The organism is Paenibacillus sp. LRG-1 (genome assembly GCF_057220305.1).
The window spans coordinates 2,168,894-2,185,165 of record NZ_CM170126.1 but is presented as its reverse complement, the minus strand read 5'-3'; the positions used below and the strand labels follow the sequence as shown (position 1 = coordinate 2,185,165).

The 16,272-nt window shown below is 48.4% G+C and carries 19 protein-coding genes; 2 read left to right on the top strand and 17 right to left on the bottom strand.

Annotated features, from left to right (window positions below; genetic code table 11):
- Positions 1-41: 41 nt before the first annotated feature.
- The 10 genes from rnc to ACUUJN_RS09780 all read right to left on the bottom strand — a co-directional run bounded on the left by rnc (position 42) and on the right by ACUUJN_RS09780 (position 8,121).
- Positions 42-740, bottom strand: coding sequence for a ribonuclease III (gene rnc, locus ACUUJN_RS09825; protein WP_013309856.1), 699 nt, complete (start codon positions 738-740; stop codon positions 42-44).
- 12 nt (positions 741-752) lie between these two features.
- On the bottom strand, positions 753-1,991 hold the full coding sequence (gene fabF, locus ACUUJN_RS09820) for a beta-ketoacyl-ACP synthase II (protein ID WP_023988165.1): 1,239 nt from the start codon (positions 1,989-1,991) through the stop codon (positions 753-755).
- A 228-nt stretch (positions 1,992-2,219) separates the two neighbouring features.
- On the bottom strand, positions 2,220-2,453 hold the full coding sequence (locus tag ACUUJN_RS09815) for an acyl carrier protein (RefSeq protein ID WP_007429985.1): 234 nt from the start codon (positions 2,451-2,453) through the stop codon (positions 2,220-2,222).
- A gap of 108 nt (positions 2,454-2,561) precedes the next feature.
- Positions 2,562-3,311 carry a 3-oxoacyl-[acyl-carrier-protein] reductase gene (gene fabG, locus ACUUJN_RS09810; protein WP_025721716.1) on the bottom strand — a complete coding sequence of 250 codons (750 nt, stop codon included), beginning with the start codon at positions 3,309-3,311 and terminating at the stop codon, positions 2,562-2,564.
- 50 nt (positions 3,312-3,361) lie between these two features.
- Positions 3,362-4,306, bottom strand: coding sequence for an ACP S-malonyltransferase (gene fabD, locus ACUUJN_RS09805; protein ID WP_028542738.1), 945 nt, complete (start codon positions 4,304-4,306; stop codon positions 3,362-3,364).
- Between the two features lie 81 nt (positions 4,307-4,387).
- The gene (locus ACUUJN_RS09800; protein WP_023988162.1) at positions 4,388-5,377 is read right to left on the bottom strand and encodes a beta-ketoacyl-ACP synthase III; all 990 of its coding nucleotides are present in this window, start codon (positions 5,375-5,377) and stop codon (positions 4,388-4,390) included.
- Between the two features lie 8 nt (positions 5,378-5,385).
- Positions 5,386-6,378, bottom strand: coding sequence for a phosphate acyltransferase PlsX (gene plsX, locus ACUUJN_RS09795; RefSeq protein WP_023988161.1), 993 nt, complete (start codon positions 6,376-6,378; stop codon positions 5,386-5,388).
- Positions 6,362-6,958 (bottom strand): transcription factor FapR, encoded by a 597-nt coding sequence (gene fapR / locus ACUUJN_RS09790; RefSeq protein ID WP_007429980.1) that lies wholly within the window; start codon positions 6,956-6,958, stop codon positions 6,362-6,364. The genes plsX and fapR overlap by 17 nt, the downstream gene beginning before the upstream one ends.
- A gap of 283 nt (positions 6,959-7,241) precedes the next feature.
- Positions 7,242-7,415, bottom strand: a complete 174-nt coding sequence (gene rpmF / locus ACUUJN_RS09785) for a 50S ribosomal protein L32 (protein WP_007429979.1) — start codon at positions 7,413-7,415, stop codon at positions 7,242-7,244.
- 187 nt (positions 7,416-7,602) lie between these two features.
- Positions 7,603-8,121: a YceD family protein gene (locus ACUUJN_RS09780; RefSeq protein WP_023988160.1), complete on the bottom strand. Its 519-nt coding sequence runs from the start codon at positions 8,119-8,121 to the stop codon at positions 7,603-7,605.
- Between the two features lie 355 nt (positions 8,122-8,476).
- Between ACUUJN_RS09780 and ACUUJN_RS09775 the strand changes: the two genes are divergently transcribed.
- On the top strand, positions 8,477-9,712 hold the full coding sequence (locus ACUUJN_RS09775) for a nucleotidyltransferase (RefSeq protein ID WP_484669548.1): 1,236 nt from the start codon (positions 8,477-8,479) through the stop codon (positions 9,710-9,712).
- Here ACUUJN_RS09775 and ACUUJN_RS09770 read toward each other — a convergent pair.
- Positions 9,702-10,733, bottom strand: coding sequence for a YlbL family protein (locus ACUUJN_RS09770; RefSeq protein WP_076156898.1), 1,032 nt, complete (start codon positions 10,731-10,733; stop codon positions 9,702-9,704). The two genes, ACUUJN_RS09775 and ACUUJN_RS09770, sit on opposite strands and share 11 nt — an antisense overlap.
- Before the next feature lie 197 nt (positions 10,734-10,930).
- On the opposite strand from ACUUJN_RS09770, the gene ACUUJN_RS09765 reads away from it, so the two are divergent.
- Positions 10,931-12,214: a nucleoside recognition protein gene (locus ACUUJN_RS09765; protein WP_484669547.1), complete on the top strand. Its 1,284-nt coding sequence runs from the start codon at positions 10,931-10,933 to the stop codon at positions 12,212-12,214.
- Here the strand turns inward: ACUUJN_RS09765 and coaD are convergent.
- From coaD to ACUUJN_RS09735, 6 genes are all read right to left on the bottom strand, one after another.
- A complete protein-coding gene (gene coaD, locus ACUUJN_RS09760) occupies positions 12,177-12,698 on the bottom strand; it encodes a pantetheine-phosphate adenylyltransferase (RefSeq protein WP_013309846.1) in 522 nt (173 codons plus the stop codon). The genes ACUUJN_RS09765 and coaD overlap by 38 nt on opposite strands.
- Positions 12,691-13,332, bottom strand: a complete 642-nt coding sequence (rsmD, locus tag ACUUJN_RS09755) for a 16S rRNA (guanine(966)-N(2))-methyltransferase RsmD (protein ID WP_484669546.1) — start codon at positions 13,330-13,332, stop codon at positions 12,691-12,693. Before rsmD ends, coaD begins: the two co-directional genes overlap by 8 nt.
- A gap of 315 nt (positions 13,333-13,647) precedes the next feature.
- Positions 13,648-13,770: a cyclic lactone autoinducer peptide gene (locus ACUUJN_RS09750; protein WP_023988155.1), complete on the bottom strand. Its 123-nt coding sequence runs from the start codon at positions 13,768-13,770 to the stop codon at positions 13,648-13,650.
- Between the two features lie 5 nt (positions 13,771-13,775).
- Positions 13,776-14,291 carry an accessory gene regulator ArgB-like protein gene (locus ACUUJN_RS09745; protein WP_028542742.1) on the bottom strand — a complete coding sequence of 172 codons (516 nt, stop codon included), beginning with the start codon at positions 14,289-14,291 and terminating at the stop codon, positions 13,776-13,778.
- Positions 14,284-14,916: a hypothetical protein gene (locus ACUUJN_RS09740; RefSeq protein ID WP_338533482.1), complete on the bottom strand. Its 633-nt coding sequence runs from the start codon at positions 14,914-14,916 to the stop codon at positions 14,284-14,286. The genes ACUUJN_RS09745 and ACUUJN_RS09740 overlap by 8 nt, the downstream gene beginning before the upstream one ends.
- A gap of 170 nt (positions 14,917-15,086) precedes the next feature.
- Entirely contained in the window at positions 15,087-16,205 is a 1,119-nt protein-coding gene (locus tag ACUUJN_RS09735; RefSeq protein ID WP_484669545.1) for an acyltransferase family protein, read from the bottom strand.
- Positions 16,206-16,272 lie beyond the last annotated feature (67 nt).

Genomic DNA, 16,272 nt, shown 5'->3' with positions numbered 1-16,272 from the left:
TCCCCTGCTTGCGTAACCCGTCCGGGCTGCTCAGGTACCGATTACGATTCTGCCAGCTTCAAACGGTTTAAAGCTACTGCCGCCGCTTGCTGCTCAGCTTCTTTTTTGGAGCGTCCTGTACCTGCCCCTAGCCGTTCGCTGTCCATATATACTTCAGCTACAAACTCGCGCTCATGGGCTGGTCCGCGCTCCTCTACAATCTTGTATTCAAGCATCCCCATGTTATGATGCTGCGTCAGTTCCTGAAGCTCTGTTTTGAAATCACTCATCTGAAGCTTACCGTTTAATACAATTTGAGGAAAAATATAACGTTCCAGAAACGAACGGACGGCCTCCAGACCCTGATCCAAATAAAGCGCACCTACGAACGCTTCGAATACATCAGCCAACAGAGCCGGACGAGTACGTCCACCTGTCAACTCTTCACCTTTTCCAAGCAGTACATATTGCCCAAACTCAAGCCCGACAGCAAACTTCACCAGAGAAGGCTCACAGACAATAGCTGCACGCAGCTTGGTGAGTTCGCCTTCGGGTCGGTTAGGGTACTGATTGTACAATTGCTCGGACACCGTCAGTTCCAGAACAGCGTCACCTAAAAATTCAAGACGCTCATTGTCTGCATGCTGACTGAACCGATGTTCGTTTACGTAGGAAGCGTGCGTAAAGGCCTGCTTCAGAAGCTGCCGATTGTTGAATTGAATATGAAGTTTCTGCTGTAATTGCTTCAAGTCTCCACTCAACGAACTGACCCCTTATGCTTCATATTTTTTTAGAATAACCGTAGCATTGTGACCGCCAAAACCAAAGGAATTGGACATAACCACATTCAGTTCCGCTTTTCTCGGCTTATTAGGTACATAATCAAGATCGCATGCCGGGTCTTGATTATCCAAATTAATCGTTGGCGGAATCGTCTGATGCTGAAGGGCGAGACCACAGATCACGGCTTCAACGCCGCCCGCTGCACCCAATAAATGCCCTGTCATCGACTTAGTTGAGCTGATCGCTACCTTATAGGCATGCTCTCCCAGCGTTTTCTTGACTGCTTCCGTTTCGGATTTATCACCGACTGGCGTAGATGTACCATGTGCATTGATATAATCAATCTCTTCAGGATTCAATCCAGCATCACGGATCGCCATTCTAATGCAGCGTGCTGCTCCCTCTGGATCAGGCTCCGTCATATGATGGGCATCGCCAGAAAGACCGTAGCCAATCACTTCACCGTAAATACGCGCACCACGCTTCAAAGCATGATCCAACGATTCTAGAATAAGAACACCAGAGCCTTCGCCCATAACAAACCCGTCTCTTTCGGTATCAAAAGGACGGCTTGCCTTTTCAGGCTCGTCGTTACGCGTGGACATTGCTCGCATGGAACAAAATCCAGCCATACCAATCGGACGAATAGTCGCCTCAGCTCCTCCGCAAATCATGGCGTCTGCGTCACCACGCTGAATCATGCGGAAGGAATCACCAATAGCATGACTGCCCGTGGCACAAGCCGTAACTGGTGATGTATTGGGGCCTTTAGCACCGAGTGAAATCGACACTTGACCGGAACCCATATTAGCAATCATCATCGGGATGAAGAAAGGGCTTACGCGTTTAGGTCCTTTTTCAATCAGTGCGTTGTGCTGATCCTCCCAAGTTCCCAATCCGCCAATACCGGAACCGACAGATACACCAACACGCTCAGCATCCGCATTTTCTCCGATTACAAGTCCGCTGTCCTCAAGCGCCAATTTACTAGCAGCAACCGCAAACTGCACAAAGCGGTCCATTTTACGCGCATCCTTACGTTCAATATAATCCTCTGGATTAAAATCTTTAATGGAAGCGGCTATTTTCGTAGTGTACTCACTTGTATCGAAAGCTTCGATTTCACTGACGCCGGATTTTCCAGCCATCAGATTATCCCATAGTGTGTTCAAATCCTGTCCCAGCGAAGTGATTACACCCATTCCTGTTATGACAACACGTTGTTTCAAAGATAATCACCTCTATGTCTACTGCATATTGTATTTTAAGACCGCACACTCTTGTGCGTAAAAATAATATAGAATCAACTAAAGTTAGTAATGCCGCATACTTCTCAGCCTTTGACTAAGTGAAGCTGAGCCAGACTCAAAAACACACGGCAATTCCGTCTTTAGTTCAATCTGTATAATTAGGAGAAAGTCCCGCCTGTAACAGAACGGGACTTTTGATGACATGAATTAGGTATGAGATTGTATGTACTTCACAACTTCACCTACAGTTGTAATTTTCTCTGCATCTTCATCAGAGATTTCCATATCAAACTCATCTTCCAATTCCATTACCAATTCAACTACATCGAGAGAATCAGCGCCTAAATCATCTTTAAAAGATGCTTCAAGTGTAACTTCGGCTTCGTCGGCTCCCAAACGGTCAACGACAATGCGTTTTACGCGCTCCAATACATCGGACATCCGGCTCACCTCCTCTTAGGTATTATACGAAAATTACAATTAAAATGCCATAGAAGAGAGTATTCATTGACAACTCTTCATCGGGGCATGCGGATTGGCAACATGCTACTACATATACATGCCGCCATCCACATGCAAAGTCTGGCCCGTCATATATGAGGAAGCATCCGAGGCCAAGAACAGCACCACGTCAGCAATTTCCTCAGGCCGTCCAAGACGGGCCAGCGGAATACCGCTCAGCATATTGTCACGCAAATCATCAGCCAGCACCTGCGTCATCTCAGTATCGATGAATCCAGGAGCCACACAGTTCACTGTAATACCTCTCGAAGCAAGCTCTCGAGCAGAGGATTTGGTAAGACCAATTACCCCTGCTTTAGCAGCAACGTAGTTGGCTTGTCCTGCGTTGCCAAGTACACCGACCACGGATGAGATATTGATAATTCGGCCAGAACGCTGCTTCATCATTGGACGTGTTGCCGCCTTAAGACAATTAAACACACCCTTCAGATTCGTTTCGATCACCTGATCGAATTCCTCTTCCTTCATGCGCATGATTAAATTATCTCTTGTTATGCCGGCATTATTCACCAGGATGTCAATCTTGCCCCAAGCGCCAATCACATCCTTGATCAACTGATCCGCTTCATCAGCGCGACCGACATTAGCCTGAACTGTAATAGCCTCTACACCTTTGGCACGAATCTGCTCTGCTACCTCAGTCGCAGCCGCCTCACTACCAGCATAGTTTACCGCCACATTAGCACCTGCTTCAGCCAGCGCCAACGCAATACTACGGCCAATTCCGCGCGACGCTCCTGTAACGAGCGCCGTTTTTCCACTCAATGGCTTAGACATCATAGTCCCCCCTTGCAAGTATATAACCCGTTAAGGCAATGATTATACTTTTAACGGGCCTCCAAGGCTTCCGTTACAGAAGCAAACGACTCCAGGCTGCTTATATTATACAGCTTAACCGTTTTGTCGATTTTTTTAACCAGTCCAGTCAATACACTTCCCGGTCCAAACTCAACAAAGGTGTCAACACCTTGTTCTAGTAGCCATGCTACACTGTCTTCCCACAGTACCGGAGAATAGACCTGATCCACCAACAGTTGGCGAACTTCGCTCCCCTCACGTACAGGTTTAGCTGTTACATTGGCAACAACCGGAACCTGAGCTTTGGAGAAAGTTACAGCCTCCAACTTGCCGGAGAGCTTGGTCGCTGCTTCCTTCATCAATGACGAGTGGAAAGGACCGCTAACCTCCAGAGTAATAGCGCGCTTGCCTCCTGCTTCCTTCACACGTTCAGCGACAGCAGCTACGCCCTCCTTCGTACCAGATACAACAATTTGTCCAGGACAATTGATGTTGGCTAGTTCGACCAGTTGACCAGACTCCGTAATATCACGGCACAATGCTGCCAATGCTTCACGATCAGCTCCCAACACAGCAGCCATCCCGCCTTGCCCATCAGGAATGGCCTGCTCCATGAACTCGCCACGTGTACGAACGATTTCAACCGCATCCTCAAATGCGAGAACACCGGAAGCGACTAGCGCGCTGTATTCTCCTAGACTGTGTCCAGCCACATAATCGGGATGAATGCCCATTTCTTCCTTGAACGCTTCATACAACGCAATGCTCGCCGTTAACAGTGCAGGCTGCGTATTGGATGTTTGCTTCAAAGCTGTGTCCGGCCCTTCAAAAATCAGTGTGCTTAGTGCGAACCCTAACCGTTCGTCCGCTTGGCGAAATACTTCTGTTGCAGCTGGAACTGCTTCATAAGCATCTTTAGCCATACCTACAGCTTGTGAACCCTGACCGGGAAAAATAAATGCCGTTTTGCCCATCGTGTATGCACCTCTCTGTATCCAATGCTTGTCCTGTAAAACACTACACAAATTCAATATTATATCAAAACTTCCATCTTATTACCAGACAAGAACCGACGCTCCCCAGGTCAAGCCACCGCCAAAGCCCACCATTAATACACGGTCGCCTTCCTTCATGCGGCCTTCCTCAGCTGCTTCCACAAGAGCGAGAGGGATTGATGCTGCCGATGTATTCGCATATTTATGAACATTAACAACTACCTTTTCCTCTGGTAAATCCAGACGTTGCATCGCCGATTGGATGATGCGAACATTGGCTTGATGCGGAACGAACAGATCAATATCATCTTTGGACAGCCCTGCTTTTTCCAACACATCGACCGTTGCCGTTCCCATAACACGAACCGCGAACTTGAACACTTCGCGTCCGTTCATGTAAATATAGTGCTGTTTATTTTCCAGTGTGTCTGCACTCGCAGGCAAACGCGAGCCTCCTGCTTCCAACTTGAGTAAGCTGCCTCCGGCACCCTCAGCCCCGAGATCAAAGGATTGGAATCCTCTACCTTCAGGCACTTCGCCAATCACTACAGCTCCTGCACCATCTCCGAATAGAACACAGGTATTGCGGTCGGTATAATCTGTAATCCGAGAAAGACAGTCTGCCCCAATGATTAATGCATTATTATAGATACCTGTCTTAATGAAGCTCGTTGCCGTAGCCAGTCCGTATACAAAACCCGAGCATGCCGCAGACAAATCGAAAGCTGCTGCGCCTTTGGCTCCCAATTTGTCCTGAAGAATGCAGGCAGTTGACGGAAACGCCATATCCGGTGTAACCGTAGCTACAATAATTAAATCCAGATCCTGTGCCGTCATACCCGCGGACTCCAACGCCTTAATTGCTGCTTCATAAGCTAAATCAGATGTAGCCTGCTCTGGAGCCGCAATATGGCGCTCCTGAATCCCTGTACGGCTGACAATCCATTCATCACTTGTTTCTACGATTGCTTCCAAATCTTTATTGGTCAGAATTTTCTCAGGTACGTATTTCCCTGTTCCGATAACACCAACCGGCCGTAATTTATTCATATCGTCACTCACTTCCTGCTGATTTCCTTGGATATACTTTCTACCAATCGGTTTTGCAAGGCCGTACGAGCCTGCCTTACCGCATTTTTGACGGCAACGCCGTCAGACGAACCGTGACTTTTCAGGACGAGTCCACTCAAACCCAGCAAAGGAGCCCCGCCATGCTCTTTATAATCCAATTTACCTTTCAGACTGCGAAGCTCAGGCATAATCAAGGCTGCCGCAAGCTTGGTCTTCAAGGATTTGGTGAATTGCTCTTTTAAGAGAGAAAATATGGCTCCGGCTGTACCCTCTAGCGATTTTAGCATGATATTTCCAGCAAATCCATCGCACACCAGTACATCGCAATTCCCGGTTAACACATCTCTCGATTCAACATTACCCACAAAATTGACAGGTAACTGCTCAATAAGTGGATATGCCAACTTCGTCAGTTCATTGCCCTTCCCAGCTTCGGTCCCCACATTTAGCAGACCCACCCTTGGAGAAGACACACCGTGAACTTTCTGACGATACAAGCTCCCCATCAGTGCATACTGGGCAAGATGCTCAGGCTTGGCATCCATATTGGCTCCCAAGTCCAGCGCTAGAATACCCTGATCATCTATCGTTGGTATCATCGGCGCGAGAGCCGGACGTTCAATGCCCTCCATTCTTCCAACCACCAGCAACCCTGTGGTCATTAGCGCGCCTGTATTACCTGCGGATATCATGGCATCCGCTTCGCCTTCTCTGACCATTCGACCAGCTACGACCATCGAGGCATCCTTTTTACGGCGCACTGCCTTTACAGGCTCGTCCTGCGCATCTATCATTTCGGATGCATGGCGAATGCTGAGGTTCGTCGGCAACGCCCTACCGTTCAGAACCGATTCAATTCGTTCCAGGTCACCAACCAGCGTAATGTCCGTATCCTTCCATTCCGCTGCCGCAGATAGCGCGCCCTCTACTGTCGCCTCAGGAGCATTATCTCCCCCCATGGCATCAATGGCGATCCGCATGCTGACTTCCTCCTTCGCTATACTCTTCCTCCGTGGAGCGATAAATGACAAAGTTGCCTTGGAACACCATTTCTTCTCCTACGTAGGCAAAGACTTCCACTTTAGCCTTCCCTTTTTGTTCTGGATTTGAGCGTACATATGCCTTGGCAATGCACTTCTCACCTAAATGAACCGGGCGGACAAAGCGTATATCCGCTGATGCAGTCAATGCTATCTCATCATTAATCACGGCAACGGCCAATGAATTGGCCTGAGCAAATACATAATGCCCCCGCGCAATGCCAGTACGCGAAAAAATATGTTCCTCTTTAATCTCAAAAATCGAAATACCGCTTCGATCCAACTGTAGATCAACGATATCCCCGATCACTTCATGCAAAGGCAAGGAACGAACCTGGTCGTAGGAGCGCTCAGCCATCAGCTTTAGCCGTTCCCGCAATTCTGGGATTCCCAGTTCCATCCGGTCCAGCCGAATAGTCTGAATACTTACCTTCAGCTGTCTTGTCAATTCCTGATCCGTTACGAACGGATTATCATCAATTAATTGAGTCAGCCGCTGCTGTCTCTGTCTCTTCGGCAAACGTTCGATGTCAGTGACGCCTCCTTTCCCTACAATAAACTGTCGTTCAGACGACAGTTCGGGTTACTTTACTTCACTTTCTAACGGCGAAACTTCAAGCCGATTTGTCTTCTTGTATGTATAAAGGAACCTCTTCGGCCCTTCTTTCTTAGAACCTGGTACTAAAACAGTATATAGCATGCTGACGTAAAAAGGAAGCATGCAGACAAAAAAAAAGTAGCGCCTCACTGAAGTGAAGCGCTACTCTTCCTGCGAAGATTCCAAAGAATCCGCTTATCGGACATTATTGAGAGATGATCTCTCTAGCTTTGTACGTTCCGCAAACTTTGCACACATGGTGAGCAAGTTTCAATTCGCCGCATTCGGAGCATTTCACCATACCTGGTACTGCCAGTTTAAAGTGAGTACGACGTTTGTCGCGACGAGTTTTGGATGTTCTCCGTTGAGGTACTGCCATTATTCCCACCTCCTTAACCAGATCACCCCCGCATAGCGGGTATGACTTCTTATCTCATTCAAGACTGAAAGAAAATGCCAGAAGCAATTATCTTACAGCCGGTGAATCAAGCCTGCAACATCCACGCATCGGTTCAGTAACTCTCCGGCACAAGCGGATGATGATTTTTCAGAATTGAACTCAATTCTCATTTAAAAAAATCCTTAAGCCCTGCCAGACGCGGATCAATCTTTTCCGTATCGCCATCGTTACTGTCATCGGAGCCAATACTCCAGTTTTGTCCGGTCTTTGGTGCGATTCCCTGACAATCCTCACTGCACAAAGGCGCAAACGGCACATGCAGTACAAACAGTTCTTCACAATACGGTGCAATGTCGAAGGAGTCCTCCGTCACTGCGATAAAATCGCCATCTTCATCCTCCTCTTCAACACTCGAAGAGGTTTGCTTGAACCGTTCACGGAATTCAATCTTTAAATCCTCGTGCATCGGGCTTAAACAGCGTGAGCATAGCATGTCCAGACCTGCGGTCAACGTGCCTTCTACGCTCATCAAGCCTTGACCCAGACTAACGGCGACCAAGTCGGTCTCCAGCGGGGAAACGGCCGTAACATCAGCACGATCATCCACCAATTCACTCACATTAAGAGATTCACGGATAGGAAAAGGACCGTCACTTGTTGCTACTTTGCGAAAAAATAGTTGCATCACTATCACTCCAAACAAACAAAAATTATTATACCGACTGATCGAGTCGTTTGTCAACACCTTTCACTTTACACCACTCACAAATCCACCGGTTTTCCAATGGTTCGACAAGTTTTATGCAGAAGCAAAAATGCATTGTGCTAAACATGTACCGATGAGTATTCGTACCCCCGCCACTCTTCGTGTACAATAATGCGAGTATAAAGCTTTTTCGTCCAGGTCTCAATGGTCTTGTTCATGCCGACGATGAAAAACAGTATAGCTGCCCTGAAAACAATCATTCACGGGTACTTAACCATTATTATCAAAATAGTTACCCAATAAGTTACTTTAAGAAAGGAGCTGACATACGGTCTTGAAAACACTCGGTATGGTTGTAGAGTACAACCCCCTGCATAACGGACATGTCCATCACTGGGAGGAGTCTCTTCGCATCACTGGTGCACAGCGCACAGTGGCTGTGATGAGTGGCCCTTTCCTTCAGCGGGGTGAACCCGCGATTACAGACAAATGGTCCCGCACCGAAATGGCACTCGCCATGGGTGTGGACCTGGTTCTGGAGCTGCCTGTGGCCTATGCCGTCCAGCCTGCAGAATGGTTTGCCCGCGGAGCGGTCGCCCTGCTCCATGCGACGGGCATCGTCGATGCGCTCTGCTTCGGTAGCGAGAGCGGAGACATCGCCCCGCTACGCGCGCTGGCCCGCGTGCTGGCGGCAGAGCCGGCCGAGCTCAAGGCCGGCATCGCGCAGCGCCTAAGCAGCGGCGCGAGCTATCCCGCTGCCTACGCGGGAGCCGCAGCCGCGCTGGCGGCCGAAGGAGAGGACGGCGCTGCGCTCGCCGCCCTCATGCAGCAGCCCAACAATACGTTGGGGCTGCATTACTTGATTGCGCTGGAACGGCTGGGCAGCACAATCAAGCCCTTCACGGTAGCCCGCACGGGATCGGGCTACCATGAAGCCGTGGCTCCTGCGGACGGAGTCATCGCCAGCGCCACGGCCATCCGCCGTCTGCTGCTGGACGGCGGGCCGGAGGCCGCGTCGCCGTACATACCTGCGGCGACACTGGAGATTTTGCGGCGCGAGTGGCAAGCCGAACGCGCGCCGCTGCATTGGGAAGCGTTCAGCCAGCCGCTGCTGAACGCTCTGATCACACGTAGCCCGCAGCAGCTGGCGGAGCTGCACGAGGTCACCGAAGGGCTGGAGCATCGTCTGCGGCAATCGCTGTACACGCTCCCCCAGCCTTCTGTGGAGGCCCTGCTCGCCGCTATCAAGACAAGGCGCTATACTCGTACGAAGCTTCAGCGGATGTGTACACATATTTTGCTGAATCATGCCAAAGCCGATATGACTCCTGCTGAGCTGGCGAAAGGTCCGGGCTATATCCGCGTGCTCGGCTTTAACAGGGCTGGACGCAAGCTGCTGGCACGTATGAAGCAGACAGCCACCCTTCCGGTATGGGTCAAGCTGTCTGCCGGATCACATCCTCAGCTGGACTGGGATACAGCCGCAGCCACCATACACGCAGCCGGGATGCCACGTCCCGCCATCCGCGACATGTATGCTGATTACTTGCGACCGCCCATTATGGTTTGATGGGCAGCTTTTCCATATAATTCAGCGCATCGCCAAGCTTGCGAACCGGAACAAGCTTCATCCGGGTTCCAATTTGCTCAGCTTTGGCCTTCGCCTCTTTATAATTATCTGCAGGGACGAAAAACAAATCCGCATCCTGACGGTCAGCAGCAACTATTTTATACTTTGCACCACCAATCGCTCCAACCTGACCGTCCTTATCAATAGTACCCGTACCGGCTGCACGATATCCCTTACTCAGATCACCTGGTGTCAGTTGGTTATAGATTTCCATGGTAAACATCAAACCTGCCGAAGGACCGCCAACATCCGTAGATGTAAAATGAATCGTTTTACGTCCATCCTTCGGCTGTACCTTCTGTACCGTGGCAATACTGACGCCAAATCCAGAACGTTGCTTGCCCGTCTCACTGTCCTTGATGGTCGTTAAGGGAGCTTGCACGGTCAGCAACTTTCCATCACGCTTTAGCTTCACTTTAGCCATTGTTCCCGGTTTTTCGTCCTCCAAAGCCTTCCGAATGGAACGATTATCGGTCACCCTCACTCCGTTCAGCTCCAATATTTCATCTCCAGGCTCGAACACGCTGTTCGATCCCGGGACCTTAAATACATACACGTAATCTGGCACAATCCGATAGGGGACATGGGCACGGGTGTATGCAGCCTCCATTGCGGAAGATTGGGAATCCCCCATATACCATACCTGCTCTGCCGCATATTCGTCTTCACTTCTTCCATGCAGACGATCCTCTTTGCGTTGAATCTCCGAATTGCGGTCCAACTTGGACAGGCCCAACATGATAACATTGGCATAACGCGCCGATACCGTCGTCATCATAAAGGTCCCCCGTTCGATGCTGTCACCCTCCTGGACTCTAACCATCGGTTTGATCTCGTTTGCCCCACCTGGTCCATAGATCAGATAAGGGGTTGGCATATAGACCAGCACATAGACCATTGCAGCCAGCATTAAGACATAACCGGTTGTAAAAAAAGCTCTTTTCCGGTTTATTCGTTTCATTGCTTCTCCCCCTTGCAGCCTAACTTCTCCTATCCTACCCAAGTGCCTCTACGCCACCTGTTCTCAAGCCTTCCGAAAAAGCATACATTGTTTACGACAACGTATACGAACAACCTATCCCAAGACAACGAACGTGAATAAACGCTGGAGACAGCATCCGACTCTCCTTAGTATATTTATGAGAGGTGAATTCTTTGATGCAAAAGGAAGCCCATTCCGCTCCTTATTGGACAACCGTACTGCTTGGCCTTGGAGCCATTTTACTTGTACTGGCTGTTGTCGCCTCACCAGAAAAAGTATTTCAAGCCTCTACTCAAGGCCTTAAGCTATGGTGGAGTATTATTTTCCCGGCCATGTTGCCTTTTTTGATGCTGTCCGAAATGCTCATCGCCTTTGGTCTAGTACATGGACTAGGTGTCCTGCTGGAGCCGTTTATGCGATTCTGGTTCCGTCTACCCGGGCGAAGCGGCTGGGTGTTGGCCCTCGGCCTGACCGCAGGATTCCCGGCTGCTGCGGAAGCAGTGCGCCAATGGGCACAACAGGAGGATATGACCGCGTTTCAGCTTCGACGTCTAACCGCTATCGCTCATTTCTGCAATCCGATTACCATCCTGCTCGTCATCGGGACAGGGCTACTGCACAATGCTGCCGCAGGTGTGATGTTACTTGCCGTTCACTGGATTTCCGGGCTGCTGGCAGGCTGGATCACAGCCAGACTACCTGTACCGTCCAAAGAATTGCAAAAACGGGAAACGCCAGCTGCCCTCCGGCGCACCTCAGTTTCCCGTACTTCTCCCTCCCTGATCCGATCCGCATGGGAAGCTACCCGCTCTGCCAGAGAACGGGACGGCCGCAGTTTCGGAAAACTGTTGGGCGAAACCGTATCCCATGCTGTACAGACGCTGATGGTGACAGGTGGATTCATTATTTTCTTTTCCGTACTGATTCGACTGCTGTCCATATATACAGGCCAAGGATCGCTTTCTTTCATATGGCCTGCCTGGATGGAAATCCATCTGGGTTCCTATGAAATCAGCCGTCTGCCCTTTGATCTCCGTACACAAGCAGCCCTGATTAGTGCTGTGTTGGGCTGGGGGGGCCTGTGCGGCTGGCTTCAAATTACCGCCGTCACCAGGCCTTCCGACAAGGGCATCACCTTCACCCTGTCACGAGTGCTCCATGGGATCATTGCTTTTGGACTTACCTGGGCGACATGGGTCCCGCTTAGCCGCATCTTCAGCAATACAACTCCCGCTTACGTCAGTCGCAGTTCTGTGTCTTCTTTTGCGGAAAACGTAAATGAATCCGCCACGCATCCTGTCATGGCCGGAGCCAGCGGCTTATTAACACAAATTGAAGGAACATCTATGTACCCCTGGCAACTAACCGTACTGTCCATTGCACTGCTAGGTACAATTATAGTTACCCTGCTGGCCTTTTCCTTTATGACTTCATGGTGGAGCCGCCACGATTCGCGTTGACCTTCGCACGCAGTGCGTCTTCCACCTCCGGTGCCACCAGATCTACAACCTTGCCATCAAAATGCGCAATTTCCTTCACCATACTGGAACTCAGATATGAATAAGCTGGATTGGTCATCATAAAGATCGTTTCCGCATCCGGGTTCAGCTTATGATTTGTAGAGGCTAATTGTAGCTCATATTCAAAATCAGTCACCGACCGAATTCCTCTGACAATAACCTGGGCCCCTTTTTGACGTACATAATTAGCTGTCAGATCACGGAAGCTGTCCACTTCAACGTTCGGGATATCGCGAGTTACCGTTCGCAGTAACTCCATTCGTTCCTCAAGTGAAAACAGCGGATTTTTACTAATATTGTTAAGAACCGCGACAATCAATAGATCAAACTGTCTGGCTGCTCTTTGAATAATATCCTGATGCCCCATCGTCACGGGATCAAAAGTTCCCGGATATACAGCAATACGTGGTTTGTGCTCAATCATGATGGTCCTCCCCGTCTGATTCGCTGATGCCGAATTTGACCCCTCCGGCTTCTGTATGTTCTACGACATCCGACAAAACATCGGCTGCAAAATGATAAATAGATAACGCCGTTTCACCATAAACTGCTTTTCTGACCTGTTCGAACGGCCCGAATCTTTCCGGATATTCATGTCCCGATTCATACTCCAGCACGATGATTGCATCTGAACGAAGCAAGTTAAACTCAGCCATACGGCTCATTAATTCATCTCCGTGTTTGAGACGATAGGGTGGGTCCAGAAAAACAGCATCAAAAAGAGCTCCACGTTTTGCCAGCACCTTGAGCGCTCGTCCGGCATCATTGCGGAACACTTCAGCCTGTCCTTCCAATCCAGTTTTTCGCAAATTTTCTTTAATGACATCAATGCTTTTGGATTCCATATCAATAAAAACAGCCTTGTCCATTCCCCGGCTAAGCGCCTCTATACCCAGGCCACCACTGCCAGCAAACAGATCAAGTGCGACTCCCCCATCAAAATAAGGACCTATCATGCTAAATAGCGCTTCCTTGACCTTATCCGTGGTCGGCCGCGTCCCTGTGCCGGGAACTGCCTTTAACGGCCTTCCTTTGGCACTACCCGATACCACTCTCACGCTGAAACTCACCTATTTTCTATATGTGTTCATAACCATATAAGATTATGACGCTATCGTACCACATGCACCGCCGTTTGAAAAACTTAGGATGAGGCAGGTATAAAAAACCATTCCCTGGGCATCCTTAGGATATCGGCATTCAACCAATGTCGTAGACAACCGCGGAGAAGACTTACGTTTCCCCATAAGCTCTTCGTCCGGTTTCTCCTCTCCCATTCGGGCGCTCTTTAATGGAGCGCCTGATTTTTTTTGCATAAAAAGAAGCTGCTTAATAGCAGCTCTATGTATCATTTTTCTATTTCGGTATTTTGTTTATTTCAGCAGTTCCTCGGGTGTATCCCCTTGATAAACATACACGTAACTCGCCACTGATACAGCAAATGTTGCAAACATAGACAACGATGTAGCTAATCCATATACCATTTTCCTCATCATTCCACTCACCTCCTTCCCCGGATCAATGTTAGGCTCTGGACCAAAAAAGCAATAGCCACTACAGAGGAACCGATTACAAAATTAGTACATACAAGCAAGGAGGATAACAGTCGCAAGAGGGGATAAAATTGTACTGGAATGCGTGACTGCTTTTCAATTCTGGACGGGGCAAAACATAAAACGAGAATGAGAGCTATTCCGGTAAACAGGTTTGTCCACCAACTATTTAAGGCAATGCAGGATATGTAAGTAAAAGCTGCTGAGGTCACCAACACACATGCCATGCCCGTTTTCAAATGAATGCCTCCTGATATTTGGCGCAGCAGGGCGAAGGCGACGAGAATCATTACTGCCTCTACCATCCGCCCCGTGAAGATTGAGGCGAATAGTGTTAACACGATGATCATGGACGCATTCAGAATGAGAGCAAGTGCGTATTTAAGTACCGCGACAGAGGCCGGATGATCAGGCACAGTACGTTTGATCTGGTTAGCAAGTTTGAAAGCCATCGCTTCAATCATCCCGGTATTCCTTTCCGATTGCATAATAGATGAAAAATCCCGAAACCAGTGCAAAAAATATCATATTTAACCATACCTCGTTATAGTAGAGCACAATAGAAGTTGAAATGAGCGACAGGATAATCAGCGTGATGACAATGCCATATTCCTCTTTGAACTTTAGCTTCTTGAAATTAGGGGAAAAGCCGATCCCTTTTCGATACAACATCAATGAAATAAGCAGTCCTACTGCCGCGCTTACCACTTGTAGCAGATAGCCCTTCAAGGACCCATCCTGCAGCTCAGAAACCGGAAGGTTGCCGAACATGACTTTTAGGAATACAGACTGAACAACGGCATATGCAAAATAACCTGTAACCGTCATAATACCGGACCACACAATCGGAATCTTCACGACCGTAGCAAGTAAAAAAATAAAAAGCAGCATATTTACGACAGGCACCAAATACGAAAAGGAAAACTCCTCTCGGAGCATATAACTTTGCAAATTCATAATCAGGTTAACAAAAATGGCCTGCCATAGATAAGGGATCATTTTAACTTTAAAAATACTCAAAATCAGCGCAAAAACAGCTACTCCCTCAAGCGTGGAGAAAAGCAAAAAGCCGATTGGCTTCAAAAGCATGCGTGCATCTCCTTTACAATTACAACAAACCTCATCGGTGTATTCAAAAACTTGGATGTACATCGAATATAAAGGGCTGGGAGCTACTTTTCAAGAGGTCTTTTCAATTATTTCATAGTTTATTCAAGCACTTCAACCAAATGTTATCGGATGCTGTTTCAAGTTGCAGCTTAGGCAACACTTTCTTTGACCGAATCTCCCTGCTTGTGCACAGGCTTCATACGTGATATAAGCTTTTTCCCCCAACGGATGCCGGGCTGTTCAATCCACGAGTAGGTAAACCAGGATAGTCCGATGGTGAATAGCAACATCATGATAAACATAAGTGTGAGGCTGACTAGGGGAGCAAAAGGTAGTTTAACCTGTACGATTAGTCCCAGAACCAGCATATGCGTCAAATACATGCTGTAGCTAAGGCGGCCGATCCATGACCACACCCGATTAAGTAGCCAGATCGGCTGCCAGTGATACAAAGCATACGCTCCCAGCAGCAACCCGACACCTATGAGATAATCGGTCATGCCTCCAAAAAACGCAAATAGCACAGAAACCAGCAGCCAACCTCCACTGACCCGGTCTATACTTTTCCAATGCCGCTCGTCTTTCCAAATGAAAAACAACAATATACCTAGCCCAAAGACAGGCAATTGATTCGGAAACCATAAATACAGATAGTGCCCCCATAAAGAGTGATCATTAATCCATGGATATTGAACAAATACCGTATTTAGCCCGAAGCTTACCACAAGTGCCATCACAACAAACCAGGTCGCATGGCGGACTGATCGGATCAGCTTAAATAATAGGGGGATAAACAGATAAAACATACATTCCACCGCAATGGACCATTCCACACCAATAATGCTGTTGATCCAGTACGGATTCAGACCATTCAAAAACAGGAAATGAGCAGTGATATTGGTGGCAGTGACTCCCTCCTGATCTCCAAGCCAAAATCGTGGACCTGTCCCGTTCACAACCAAATAGATTCCTAACATCACGTAATACAAAGGAGCAATTCGAAAAAAACGACGCAACAGGTAAGCTGAAGTTCTTTCCCTCTTGTCACCCGAACGTCTGCTCAAGGACAGAAATAGTGTAAAAGCGCTGGCCATATAAAATAAAGCGACTCCTTTAGCTCCTATACTCAAGCCTTTTTGCAACCATCCGTTTAATCCGTCTACATGCTGGCTGACATGCACAAGTAAAACTCCAATAATAGCCAGCGCCCTCAGCGTATCTACAAATTGCAGCTTGTCATCTTCCATTTTCCCCTTGGCTTCGGGCATCGTATCCCTCCATAACAGTCTCGAATGATACATTTCGTATCTATAATACACAAAATGTATCACCAAA